The following is a 12933-nucleotide window of genomic DNA, read 5'->3' as shown; positions in this document are numbered from 1 at the left end:
AAGGGGGGTGGGGCAGGGAACCTGGGAGGGATTTTCACGTCGAAGGTCACTGCAGGCCACTCGCCTGTATCATCTTTCAGGAGTGTCCCTTCATGTCGTTGCGTTCCCTCGCCCTGTTGTCGCTGTGCGTCGTTCTGACTGCCTGCAGCAAGATCAACCAGGAAAACTATTCCAAGATCAAGGCCGGTATGAGCAAGGCCGAGGTCGAGCAGTTGCTCGGCACGCCGACCGAGTGTTCTGGCGCGTTGGGCATGAGCAGTTGCACCTGGGGGGACGAGAAGAGCTTCATCAGCGTGCAGTACGCAGCTGACAAGGTGCTGATGTACTCCGGGCAGGGTCTCAAATGAGGCGTGCGTACCTGCTGATGGGGGTATGCCTGGCGTTGCTGCTGGGCGGTTGTGCAGGTTCCTCGCACGACCCGCTGGCACCTAAAACCGCCGGCCATGTCGACCTCAAGCGCTACCAGGGCAAATGGTACGAGCTGGCGCGCCTGCCCATGCGCTACCAGGAAGGCTGCGAGCAGTCCGAGGCGCATTACAACCTCAAGCCTGATGGCAGTTATGGCGTGCTCAACCGCTGCCGCACCATGGGTGATGAATGGCTGCGCGCCGAAGGGCATGCGAATATCCAGGAACCGGGGCACACCGACAAGCTGTGGGTCGAGTTCGATAACTGGTTCACCAAGCTGGTGCCAGGCGTGGCGCGGGGTGAGTACTGGATTCTTTATGTGGACGACCACTACCGTACGGCCATCGTCGGCAGCCCGGACCGCAAATACCTTTGGATTCTGTCGCGCACGCCGACACTGCCGGCCTGGGAGCGCGAGAACCTGCTGTCCAGGGCGCGGCAGCAGGGGTATGACACCAGCCGCTTGATCTGGCGGGCGTCCGATCAGCAAATAGTAAAGATGCACTGAGTTTTTTGGGGTTGCGTGGCAACCCTTCGCGGGCAAGCCCGCTCCCACAGGTTCTGCGCTGAACCCTGGGCTACCCCCAAGACGCTTTGTGGGGCAGTCCACCAACCTGTGGGAGCGGGCTTGCCCGCGAAGGGCTGCAACGCAGCCCCGGTACCCTCAGCCTAAAAGCTGGCGCAACACCTCGGCAAACGCCCGCCCGCTTTCTTCTTCTTGCGCATGCCGCCCCTGGCGCACCACCCACTGCCCATTCACCATCACATCGCGTACCTGGCGATCGCCGCCGGCAAACAGCCAGCGGTTGAGAATGGCGTCACCCTCCGCCATGGCGATGTACGGGTCCTGCCCATCGAGCACCAGCCAATCGGCGCGCTTGCCCACCGCCAGCTCGCCGACCGCCTGCCCCAGCGCCTGCGCACCACCGGCCAGCGCCGCGTCATACAGCGTGCGCCCGACCATCGGCTGGTCGCCGCGATACAGGCGGTTGCGCCGTTGATCCCGCAGGCGCTGACCATATTCCAGCCAACGCAGTTCCTCCACCACGCTTAACGACACATGGCTGTCCGAGCCAATGCCCATGCGCCCACCCTGTGCCAGGAAATCCACTGCCGGGAAAATCCCGTCGCCCAGGTTGGCTTCGGTGGTCAGGCACAACCCGGCCACCGCGCCGCTGCGGGCCATGGCAGTTACTTCGTCCGGTTCGGCATGGGTAGCGTGTACCAGGCACCAGCGGCGGTCCACGTCTACGTGCTCATACAGCCACTGCAGCGGGCGCAGGCCGCTCCAGGCAAGGCAGTCGTCGACTTCCTTCTGCTGTTCGGCGATGTGGATATGCACCGGGCACTGCCTGTCGCTGGTTGCCAGCACTTCGGCGATCTGCCCAGGCGTCACCGCCCTCAGCGAGTGGAAGCACAGGCCCAGGTGCTGCGCGGGTTGCGCGGCCAGCAGCGGGGCGAGTTGCGCTTGCAACTGCAGGTACTGTTCAGTGGAGTTGATGAAGCGCCGCTGCCCGTCGTTCGGCGCCTGGCCGCCAAAGCCTGCATGGCTGTACAGCACCGGCAGCAAGGTCAGGCCAATGCCGCTATCGGCCGCAGCCGCGCTGATGCGGAGCGACAGTTCGGCCGGGTCGGCGTAGGGCTTGCCGGCCTGGTCGTGGTGCACGTAATGGAATTCGGCCACCGAGGTGTAGCCGGCCTTGAGCATCTCGATGTACAACTGGCGGGCGATGACCTGAAGCTGCTGTGGGCTGATCTGCCCGACCAGGCGATACATCAGCTCGCGCCAGGTCCAGAAACTGTCGTTGGGGTTGCCGGCAACTTCCGCCAGGCCTGCCATGGCGCGCTGGAAGGCATGTGAGTGCAGGTTGGGCATGCCGGACAGCAGCGGGCCGGCCAGGCGCTCGGCGCCTTCGGCCGAAGCGCCTGGCGCGATGCTGGCCACATGGCCATCGCTGGCGACCTCGATACGCACATGGCTGGCCCAGCCCGTAGGTAGCAGGGCGCGTTCGGCGAAGTAGGCAGACATCGGTGGAATCCTGTTATTGTTAACTTGTATATACATATACAGGCGTTTGCCTGCCGGGTAAACTGCGGCAAGCTACCGCTCATTTCATTTGCACAAGGATCCATCGCCGTGCCGACACCTCCTGTCTCCGCGTTGGTTGCCCAGATGGGCGAGGGCCCGGCGCCGCTCTACGCCCGGGTCAAACAGATGATCATCCAGCAGATCGACAACGGCAGCTGGCCACCGCATCACCGGGTACCCTCCGAGAGCGAGCTGGTCAACGAGCTGGGCTTCAGCCGCATGACCATCAACCGCGCCCTGCGTGAACTCACCGCCGAAGGCCTGCTGGTGCGCATGCAAGGGGTCGGTACCTTCGTGGCCGAGCCCAAGGGCCGTTCGGCGCTGTTCGAGGTCAACAACATCGCTGACGAAATCGCCGCGCGTGGCCATCAGCACAGCTGCCAGGTGATCACGCTTGCCGAAGAAGCGGCCGGCTCCGAACGGGCGCTGGCTCTGGACATGCGTGAAGGTCAGCGGGTGTTCCATTCGCTGATCGTGCATTTCGAGAATGGCGTGCCGGTGCAGATCGAGGACCGTTACGTCAACGCGGCCATCGCCCCCGACTACCTCAAGCAGGACTTTACTCGGCAGACGCCTTACGCCTACCTGTCCCAGGTGGCGCCGTTGACCGAAGGCGAGCACGTGGTCGAGGCGATCCTGGCCGAGCCGGAAGAATGCCGCCTGTTGCAGATCGAGCAGGGCGAGCCTTGCCTGCTGATTCGTCGTCGCACCTGGTCCGGTCGTCAGCCGGTGACCGCTGCACGGCTGATCCACCCCGGTTCCCGTCATCGCCTGGAAGGACGTTTCAGCAAATGAGTCAGCTGCAGTTGATGCGTGCGCACGATTACCCGCGCATGCCGTGGAAGAACGGTGGCGGTTTCACCGAAGAGATTACCCGCGACCGTGGCGAGGGCCTGGACGGTTTTGGCTGGCGTCTGTCGATTGCCGATATCGAGGAGTCGGGCGGCTTCTCCGCCTTCGTCGGTTACCAACGGATCATCACCGTGCTGCAGGGCGACGGCATGCGGCTGCTGGTCGACGGCCAGGCCAGCCGGCCATTGCTGGCGTTCGATGCGTTTGCCTTCAGCGGCGAGAACCAGGTCAGCTGCAAGTTGCTGGGCGGGCCGATCCGCGATTTCAATCTGATCTATTCGCCGCAGCGATATCGGGCGCGGTTGCAGTGGCTGGATGGCACCAGCCGCGTGTACAGCTCGGCGTCGACGGTGTTGTTGTTTGCTGGCAGCAGCCATGTTGAGGTGACCATCGTGGGGCGTGAAACGCAGCGGCTAGGGTTGTATGACTGCCTGCGGCTGGAGGGCAATGACGAATTGCTTGGGCTGGAGGTTCAGGGGCGGTTCTGCCTGATCGAACTGGTTGAGTGCTGAGGGTCTGGCTGTAGGTTTTTATCGCCTGTGAGATCGAGCGCCGCCAGGTGTCCGCCTCGACACATTCTGCGCCTGTGAGATCGAGCGCCGCCGCAGAACTTAAGCCGGACCGGCGCTCGATCTACGCACCGCCGCAGAACTTAAGCCGGACCGGCGCTCGATCTACGCACCGCCGCAGAACTCAAGCCGGACCGGCGCTCGCTTTACCCCCAAGAAGTCAAGGTGGGAACGGCAAGGTCCGATTATTTTGGTTGTCCATGCTTGTACATACAAGTAAAGGTGTGTTTGTATATTGACCACGACATACCCGCCCGCGGACGACCGCAGAGGACCTTTCCCGTGACCGACAACAACAAATACCGTGACGTTGAAATCCGTGCCCCACGTGGCAACAAGCTGACCGCCAAAAGCTGGCTGACCGAAGCGCCACTGCGCATGCTGATGAACAACCTCGATCCACAGGTCGCGGAAAACCCGAAAGAGCTGGTGGTATATGGCGGTATCGGCCGCGCTGCGCGCAACTGGGCCTGCTACGACAAGATCGTTGAAACCCTGACCCGCCTGGAAGACGACGAAACCCTGCTGGTGCAGTCGGGCAAGCCGGTCGGTGTGTTCAAGACCCACAGCAACGCACCGCGCGTGCTGATCGCCAACTCCAACCTGGTGCCACACTGGGCCAACTGGGAACACTTCAACGAACTGGACGCCAAGGGCCTGGCCATGTACGGCCAGATGACCGCCGGCAGCTGGATCTACATCGGCAGCCAGGGCATCGTCCAGGGCACCTATGAAACCTTCGTCGAAGCCGGTCGCCAGCACTACGGCGGCAGCCTGAAAGGCAAGTGGGTACTCACCGCTGGCCTGGGCGGCATGGGCGGCGCGCAGCCACTGGCCGCGACCCTGGCCGGGGCTTGCTCGCTGAACATCGAATGCCAGCAGAGCCGTATCGACTTCCGCCTGGAAACCCGCTACGTCGACGAGCAGGCCACTGACCTCGACGACGCCCTGGCACGCATCGCCAGGTACACCGCCGAAGGCAAGGCCATCTCCATCGCCCTGCACGGCAATGCCGCCGAAATCCTCCCAGAGCTGGTCAAACGTGGCGTGCGCCCGGACATGGTCACCGACCAGACCAGCGCCCACGACCCACTCAACGGCTACCTGCCTGCCGGCTGGACCTGGGAGCAGTATCGCGACCGTGCGCAGACCGAACCGGCTGCAGTGGTCAAGGCCGCCAAGCAGTCGATGGCTGTGCACGTGCAGGCCATGCTGGACTTCCAGAAGCAGGGTATCCCGACCTTCGACTACGGCAACAACATCCGCCAGATGGCCAAGGAAGAGGGCGTGGCCAATGCCTTCGACTTCCCAGGCTTCGTCCCGGCCTATATCCGCCCACTGTTCTGCCGCGGGGTCGGCCCGTTCCGCTGGGCGGCGCTGTCCGGTGAAGCCGAGGACATCTACAAGACCGACGCCAAGGTCAAGGAACTGATCCCTGACGACGCCCACCTGCACCGCTGGCTGGACATGGCCCGCGAGCGCATCAGCTTCCAGGGCCTGCCGGCACGTATCTGCTGGGTGGGGCTGGGCCTTCGCGCCAAGCTGGGCCTGGCCTTCAACGAAATGGTCCGCAGCGGCGAGCTGTCGGCACCGGTGGTGATCGGCCGTGACCACCTCGATTCCGGCTCGGTATCCAGCCCGAACCGCGAAACCGAGGCCATGCGTGATGGTTCGGACGCTGTTTCCGACTGGCCGCTGCTCAACGCCCTGCTGAACACCGCAGGCGGCGCCACCTGGGTGTCGCTGCACCATGGCGGTGGCGTGGGCATGGGCTTCTCGCAGCACTCGGGCATGGTCATCGTCTGCGACGGTACCGATGAGGCCGCCGAGCGCATCGCCCGGGTACTGACCAATGACCCAGGGACAGGCGTCATGCGCCACGCCGATGCCGGTTACGACATCGCCATCGACTGCGCCAAGGAGCAGGGCCTGGACCTGCCGATGATCACTGGTTGATCGCCTCGCTTTGGACCGCCCCCCACAAGGGGTGATACTGAACAACAAGAAGGAGCGCGCAGGCACCTGGATACGGGCCTGCCGCTCTACGCGATTGGAGTAGCAAAGTGACCGAACTCACCCTCAAGCCTGGCACCCTGACCCTGGCCCAGCTGCGTGCGATTCACGCCGCGCCCGTGCGCCTGCAACTGGATGCCAGCGCCGCGCCGGCCATCGACGCCAGCGTCGCCTGCGTCGAACAGATCATTGCCGAAGACCGTACCGCCTACGGCATCAACACCGGTTTCGGCCTGCTGGCCTCGACCCGCATCGCCAGCCATGACCTGGAAAACCTGCAGCGGTCGCTGGTGCTGTCCCACGCCGCCGGCATCGGCGCGCCGCTGGATGACGACCTGGTGCGGTTGATCATGGTGCTGAAGATCAACAGCCTCAGCCGTGGCTTCTCCGGCATCCGTCGCAAAGTCATCGACGCGCTGATTGCCTTGGTCAACGCCGAAGTCTACCCGCACATCCCGCTGAAAGGCTCGGTAGGCGCCTCCGGTGACCTTGCACCGCTGGCGCATATGTCGCTGGTGCTGCTGGGCGAAGGCAAGGCCCGCTACAAGGGCCAGTGGCTGCCGGCCACCGAAGCCTTGGCGATTGCCGGCCTTGAACCGCTGACCCTGGCCGCCAAAGAGGGCCTGGCCCTGCTCAATGGAACTCAGGCTTCCACCGCCTATGCCTTGCGTGGCCTGTTCCAGGCCGAAGACCTGTATGCCGCAGCCATCGCCTGCGGCGGCCTGAGCGTCGAAGCTGCGCTGGGGTCGCGTTCGCCGTTCGATGCGCGTGTCCACGAAGTGCGTGGCCAGCGTGGCCAGATTGACACCGCGGCCTGCTTCCGCGACCTGCTGGGCGACTCCAGTGAAGTGTCGCTGTCGCACAAGAACTGCGACAAGGTCCAGGACCCGTACTCGCTGCGCTGCCAGCCGCAGGTCATGGGTGCCTGCCTGACCCAGCTGCGCCAGGCCGCCGAGGTACTGGGCATCGAAGCCAACGCCGTGTCGGACAACCCGCTGGTGTTCGCTGCCGAAGGTGATGTGATCTCCGGCGGCAATTTCCACGCCGAACCGGTGGCCATGGCCGCCGACAACCTGGCCCTGGCCATCGCTGAAATCGGCTCGCTCAGCGAGCGCCGCATCTCGCTGATGATGGACAAGCACATGTCCCAGCTGCCGCCGTTCCTGGTAGAAAACGGCGGGGTCAACTCCGGCTTCATGATCGCCCAGGTCACCGCTGCCGCCCTGGCCAGCGAGAACAAGGCATTGTCGCACCCGCACAGCGTCGACAGCCTGCCAACTTCGGCCAACCAGGAAGACCACGTGTCGATGGCCCCGGCGGCCGGCAAGCGCCTGTGGGAAATGGCCGAAAACACCCGTGGCGTGCTGGCCATCGAATGGCTGGGCGCTTGCCAGGGCCTGGACCTGCGCAAAGGCCTGAAGACTTCGGCCAAACTGGAGCAGGCGCGCCAGGCGCTGCGCAGCGAGGTGCCGCACTACGACCGTGACCGTTTCTTCGCGCCGGATATCGAGAAGGCCGTGGAACTGTTGGCCAAGGGTAGTCTGACCGGCTTGCTGCCGACGGGTGTGCTGCCAAGCCTGTGATGCCCCTTGGGGCCGCTTGGCGGCCCTTCGCGGGCAAGCCCGCTCCTACACAAATTGCGATAGGCAAATCCATGTAGGAGCGGGCTTGCCCGCGAATGGGCTGCGCAGCAGCCCCTCAATCTCACGACCACAAAAACAATTCAAGGACGTGACATGCAACAAGCTCAAGGTCTCAAGCGCGGGTTAAGTGCCCGCCACATCCGTTTCATGGCCCTTGGCTCCGCCATCGGCACCGGCCTGTTCTACGGCTCGGCCTCGGCCATCCAGATGGCAGGCCCGGCCGTGCTGCTGGCCTACCTGATCGGCGGCGCTGCCGTGTTCATGGTCATGCGCGCCCTTGGCGAAATGGCCGTGCACAACCCGGTGGCCGGCTCCTTCGGCCACTACGCCACGACCTACCTCGGCCCAATGGCTGGCTTCATCCTCGGCTGGACCTACGCTTTCGAGATGGTCATCGTCGCCATCGCCGACGTCACCGCGTTCGGTATCTACATGGGCTTCTGGTTCCCGGAGGTAGCCCGCTGGATCTGGGTGCTGGGCATCGTCTTCCTGATCGGTGGCCTCAACCTGTGCAACGTCAAGGTGTTCGGCGAAATGGAATTCTGGCTGTCGCTGCTCAAGGTCGGCGCCATCGTGGCGATGATCCTGGCCGGCCTCGGCATCATGGCCTTCGGTTTCAGCCAGGTGGGTACCGGGCATGCCGTGGGCATGAGCAACCTGTTCGACCATGGCGGCTTCATGCCTAACGGCGTGGGTGGCTTGATTGCGTCGTTTGCCGTGGTGATGTTCGCCTTCGGCGGTATCGAGATCATCGGGGTCACCGCCGGTGAGGCAAAGGACCCGCAGCGCGTCATTCCCAAAGCGATCAACGCGGTGCCGCTGCGTATCCTGCTGTTCTACGTGCTTACCCTGTTCGTGCTGATGTGCCTGTACCCCTGGCCGCAGATCGGCAGCCAGGGCAGCCCGTTCGTGCAGATCTTCAGCAACCTGGGCATCGGCTCTGCCGCTGCCGTGTTGAACGTCGTGGTGATTTCCGCTGCCATCTCTGCCATCAACAGCGACATCTTTGGTGCTGGCCGCATGATGTATGGCCTGGCCCAGCAAGGCCACGCCCCGCGCGGTTTCAGCAAGTTGTCGAAGCATGGCGTACCGTGGATGACCGTCGTGGTGATGGGCGCTGCGCTGTTGATCGGCGTATTGCTCAACTACCTGATCCCGGAAAATGTGTTCCTGCTGATTGCCTCGATCGCCACCTTCGCCACGGTGTGGGTGTGGCTGATGATCCTGCTCACCCAGGTAGCCATGCGCCGCAGCATGAGCCGCGAGCAAGTGGCCCAGCTCAAGTTTCCGGTTCCGTTCTGGCCATACGGCCCGGCCATGGCCATTGCATTCATGGTGTTCATCTTTGGCGTGCTCGGCTACTTCCCGGACACCCAGGCGGCATTGATCGTCGGCGTGCTCTGGGTGGTGTTCCTGGTGGCGTCCTACCTGCTGTGGTGCAAGCCGCGCGCAGGGCAGGGCCAGCCGGTAGCGGAGCCGGCCGAGCTGCACCGCTAGCATAGGAGATTGTGCATGAGAACCCTCTGGCAGCATTGCCATGTTGCAACCATGGCCGACGGCCGCTACTCGGCCATCGAGGATGCGGCGATCGTCACCAGCGCCGGGCTGATCGAGTGGATAGGCCCACGCGCCGAGCTGGCGCCCGTCGAAGCTGACCGCACGGTTGACCTGGGTGGTGCCTGGGTCACTCCCGGGCTGATCGACTGCCACACCCATGCGGTGTTCGGCGGCAACCGCAGCGGCGAGTTCGAGCAACGCCTGCAGGGCGTGAGCTATGCCGAAATCGCCGCACAGGGCGGTGGTATCGCGAGTACCGTGCGGGCTACCCGGGCAGCCAGCGAAGACGAACTGTTCGCCAGTGCTCGCCAGCGCGTTCAGGCACTGATGCGCGATGGCGTGACCACTGTCGAGGTCAAGTCCGGCTACGGCCTGGACCTGGCCAACGAGCGCAAGATGCTGCGAGTGGCCCGGCGCCTGGCTGACGAGCTGCCGCTGACGGTGCGTGCCACGTGCCTGGCAGCGCACGCTTTGCCCCCGGAGTACACAGGCCGGGCCGATGACTACATCGCGCACATCTGCGATGAAATGTTGCCGGCTCTGGCCACCGAAGGCCTGGTAGATGCGGTGGATGCCTTCTGCGAACACCTCGCGTTCTCGCCGGCCCAGGTCGAGCGACTGTTCATCAAAGCACGCGAACTGGGCTTGCCAGTCAAGCTGCATGCCGAACAGCTGTCATCGTTGCACGGCTCAAGCCTGGCCGCGCGTTACCAGGCACTGTCGGCTGACCACCTGGAGTTCATGACAGAGGAAGACGCCGTGGCCATGGCAAACGCCGGCACGGTCGCTGTGCTGCTACCGGGTGCTTTCTACTTCCTGCGTGAAACCCAGCTGCCGCCAATGGATGCATTGCGCCGCCACGGGGTAAAGATTGCCCTGGCCAGCGACCTCAACCCCGGCACCTCGCCAGGGTTGTCGCTGCGGTTGATGCTGAACATGGGCTGCTCCTGCTTCCGCATGACGCCGGAAGAAGCCCTGGCCGGCGTTACGGTCCACGCCGCCACGGCGCTGGGCCTGGGTGACAGCCACGGCTCGCTGCAAGTGGGCAAGGTGGCCGACTTCATCGCCTGGCAAATCGAACGCCCCGCCGACCTGGCCTACTGGCTGGGTGGCGACCTGCCCAAGCGTGTAGTACGTATGGGCCACGAAATCTCCAACTGAGCGAGGCACGATGGACAAGGTACTGAGTTTTCACCAAGGTCGCCTGCCGTTGCTGATCAGCATGCCGCACGCTGGCCTGCGCCTGAGCGACGCCGTACGCGACGGCCTGGTCGACCAGGCGCAAAGCTTGCCGGACACCGACTGGCACATCCCGCAGTTGTACGACTTTGCCCGTGACATGGGCGCCAGCGTGGTGGCTGCAGAGTATTCACGCTTCGTCATCGACCTCAACCGGCCGGACGACGACAAGCCACTGTACGCCGGCGCCACCACGGGCTTGTACCCGGCGACGTTGTTCGGTGGCGAACCCCTGTTCAAGGATGGACTGGCGCCGTCTGGCGAAGAACGTAAACGCTATCTGGAGCAGATCTGGCGCCCTTATCACACGACCATTCGTCGTGAACTGGACCGCTTGCGTGAGCAGTTTGGCTATGCGCTGCTGTGGGATGCCCATTCGATCCGTTCGCTGATCCCGCACCTGTTCGATGGCAGGTTACCGGACTTCAACCTGGGTACTTTCAACGGCGCCAGTTGCGATTCGGCACTGGCTGAGCGGCTGCAGGGTGTGTGCGCCGGGGTGCAAGGTTACAGCCATGTGCTTAATGGTCGGTTCAAAGGCGGGTACATCACCCGGCATTATGGCGACCCGGCCAACCATATCCATGCGGTGCAACTGGAGCTGGCGCAAAGCACCTATATGGAGGAAGTCGAGCCGTTTGCCTACCGGGAAAACCTGGCGCAACCGACGCAAGCGGTCTTGAAGCAGCTGCTGCAAGCGCTGCTGGCTTGGGGTGATGAGCGTTACAGACGTTGAGTGGAGGAGGCGACGCTATCGGCGTCGCCAGGCATCGTGGCGGGCAGTGGCTGGAAATCGGCGCAATGGTCAATTCGCGCCGTTCGAACGCGTCAGCAAGGACGGTGCTGAAAGCGCAATTCAGGTTTATGATGGCCCACGGCCGAATAATCCTCACACGGAGTGCGCAATGCAGACCCTCTACCCGCAGATCAAACCCTACGCCCGGCACGATCTGGCCGTGGAAGCGCCGCATGTGCTTTATGTCGACGAAAGCGGCTCGCCGGAAGGTCTGCCCGTGGTGTTCATCCACGGAGGCCCGGGCGCTGGCTGCGACGCCCAGAGCCGCTGCTACTTTGACCCCAACCTGTACCGCATCATCACCTTCGACCAGCGCGGCTGTGGCCGCTCCACGCCCCATGCGAGCCTGGAGAACAACACCACCTGGCACCTGGTCGAAGACCTGGAGCGTATTCGCGAACACCTTGGCATAGACAAGTGGGTGCTGTTTGGTGGCTCTTGGGGCTCGACCCTGGCCCTGGCCTACGCTCAGGCTCACCCCGAACGTGTGCATGGCCTGATCCTGCGTGGCATCTTCCTGTGCCGGCCGCAGGAAATCGAGTGGTTCTACCAGGAAGGCGCCAGCCGCCTGTTCCCCGACTACTGGCAGGACTACATCGCACCGATTCCACCGGAGGAGCGCGACGATCTGGTCAGGGCCTTCCACAAGCGCCTGACCGGTAACGACCAGATCGCCCAGATGCACGCCGCCAAGGCGTGGTCCACCTGGGAAGGCCGTACCGCCACCCTGCGTCCCAACCCGCTGGTGGTCGACCGGTTTTCCGAACCGCAGCGGGCGCTGTCGATCGCCCGTATCGAATGCCACTACTTCATGAACAACGCCTTCCTCGAACCGGACCAGCTGATCCGTGATCTGCCCAAGATCGCCCACTTGCCGGCGGTGATCGTGCATGGGCGCTACGATGTGATCTGCCCACTGGACAACGCCTGGGCGTTGCACCAGGCCTGGCCGAACAGTGAGCTGAAAGTGATCCGTGATGCCGGTCACGCCGCTTCCGAGCCTGGCATCACCGATGCCTTGGTGCGTGCCGCCGACCAGATGGCCCGACGCCTGCTCGACCTGCCCCTGGAAGAAGCATGAAGGGCCTGTTGCAGCGCGTGCGCGGTGCGCGGGTTGAGGTGGCGGGGGAGGTGGTCGGTGCCATCGACCAGGGGTTGCTGGTGCTGGTCGCGGTCGAGCCTGACGATTCCCGCGAACAGGCCGATAAGCTGTTGCACAAGCTGCTGAACTACCGTGTATTCAGTGACGAGCAGGGCAAGATGAACCTGTCGCTCAAGGATGTCGGGGGTGGCCTGCTACTGGTGTCACAGTTCACTTTGGCGGCCGACACCCGCAACGGCATGCGCCCAAGCTTCTCGACAGCGGCGCCACCGGCCCTCGGCGCCGAGTTGTTCGACTATCTTTTGCAACAGGCAAAGGCTCAGCACGCCGACGTGGCCAGCGGCCGCTTCGGTGCGGATATGCAGGTGCACCTGGTCAATGATGGCCCTGTAACATTTATGTTACAAATATGAGGTCAAAAACCCCTTTGTTCGCAGGAAAACAAGGGGTTTTGTACGATAAATAGTTGCTCCAGCCTGATGCGTTGTCACGCAACCTGCTGGATAATCGCGCGCTGCATGGACCTGCGTTCGCAGGTCCGTTTCACTCTGACTCGAGCATTGTCTGGATCCGTTTGGGGAATCATTACGCCCTCACGGGGTCCGAACAGTGCTCGCCAACCCGGCATTTGTCGCTGGCCGTTGGTTTCATGATCTGTTTTCGGC

The 12933-nt window shown here is 63.6% G+C and carries 12 protein-coding genes; 11 read left to right on the top strand and 1 reads right to left on the bottom strand.

Annotated elements, in window-relative coordinates:
* Window positions 1-92 precede the first annotated feature (92 nt).
* Both bamE and ACYCCG_RS06085 read left to right on the top strand, forming a co-directional pair.
* Entirely contained in the window at window positions 93-347 is a 255-nt protein-coding gene (gene bamE, locus ACYCCG_RS06090; protein ID WP_009681214.1) for an outer membrane protein assembly factor BamE domain-containing protein, read from the top strand.
* Window positions 344-916 carry a lipocalin family protein gene (locus tag ACYCCG_RS06085; RefSeq protein ID WP_176684815.1) on the top strand — a complete coding sequence of 191 codons (573 nt, stop codon included), beginning with the start codon at window positions 344-346 and terminating at the stop codon, window positions 914-916. The genes bamE and ACYCCG_RS06085 overlap by 4 nt, the downstream gene beginning before the upstream one ends.
* A 156-nt stretch (window positions 917-1072) precedes the next feature.
* Here ACYCCG_RS06085 and ACYCCG_RS06080 read toward each other — a convergent pair whose 3' ends face one another.
* Window positions 1073-2437, bottom strand: coding sequence for a formimidoylglutamate deiminase (locus ACYCCG_RS06080; protein ID WP_459669738.1), 1365 nt, complete (start codon window positions 2435-2437; stop codon window positions 1073-1075).
* A gap of 144 nt (window positions 2438-2581) precedes the next feature.
* On the opposite strand from ACYCCG_RS06080, the gene hutC reads away from it, so the two are divergent.
* The 9 genes from hutC to dtd all read left to right on the top strand — a co-directional run bounded on the left by hutC (window position 2582) and on the right by dtd (window position 12681).
* Window positions 2582-3292 (top strand): histidine utilization repressor, encoded by a 711-nt coding sequence (hutC, locus tag ACYCCG_RS06075; protein WP_176684829.1) that lies wholly within the window; start codon window positions 2582-2584, stop codon window positions 3290-3292.
* Window positions 3289-3861 (top strand): HutD/Ves family protein, encoded by a 573-nt coding sequence (locus ACYCCG_RS06070; protein WP_404701396.1) that lies wholly within the window; start codon window positions 3289-3291, stop codon window positions 3859-3861. The genes hutC and ACYCCG_RS06070 overlap by 4 nt, the downstream gene beginning before the upstream one ends.
* A 339-nt stretch (window positions 3862-4200) precedes the next feature.
* Window positions 4201-5874, top strand: coding sequence for a urocanate hydratase (gene hutU / locus ACYCCG_RS06065; protein ID WP_176684818.1), 1674 nt, complete (start codon window positions 4201-4203; stop codon window positions 5872-5874).
* 107 nt (window positions 5875-5981) lie between these two features.
* Window positions 5982-7514: a histidine ammonia-lyase gene (hutH, locus tag ACYCCG_RS06060; protein WP_176684819.1), complete on the top strand. Its 1533-nt coding sequence runs from the start codon at window positions 5982-5984 to the stop codon at window positions 7512-7514.
* 153 nt (window positions 7515-7667) lie between these two features.
* The gene (locus tag ACYCCG_RS06055) at window positions 7668-9071 is read left to right on the top strand and encodes an amino acid permease (protein WP_176684820.1); all 1404 of its coding nucleotides are present in this window, start codon (window positions 7668-7670) and stop codon (window positions 9069-9071) included.
* A gap of 15 nt (window positions 9072-9086) precedes the next feature.
* Entirely contained in the window at window positions 9087-10292 is a 1206-nt protein-coding gene (gene hutI / locus ACYCCG_RS06050; protein WP_339533652.1) for an imidazolonepropionase, read from the top strand.
* 10 nt (window positions 10293-10302) lie between these two features.
* Window positions 10303-11106 carry an N-formylglutamate deformylase gene (gene hutG / locus ACYCCG_RS06045; RefSeq protein ID WP_339533650.1) on the top strand — a complete coding sequence of 268 codons (804 nt, stop codon included), beginning with the start codon at window positions 10303-10305 and terminating at the stop codon, window positions 11104-11106.
* Between the two features lie 169 nt (window positions 11107-11275).
* On the top strand, window positions 11276-12247 hold the full coding sequence (pip, locus tag ACYCCG_RS06040; protein ID WP_252461015.1) for a prolyl aminopeptidase: 972 nt from the start codon (window positions 11276-11278) through the stop codon (window positions 12245-12247).
* On the top strand, window positions 12244-12681 hold the full coding sequence (gene dtd / locus ACYCCG_RS06035; RefSeq protein WP_176684823.1) for a D-aminoacyl-tRNA deacylase: 438 nt from the start codon (window positions 12244-12246) through the stop codon (window positions 12679-12681). The genes pip and dtd overlap by 4 nt, the downstream gene beginning before the upstream one ends.
* Window positions 12682-12933: the final 252 nt, after the last annotated feature.

This window comes from Pseudomonas sp. VEM90 (assembly GCF_054611535.1).
The sequence above is the reverse complement of the archived record's forward strand: the minus strand, read 5'-3'. Positions and strand labels throughout refer to the sequence as shown.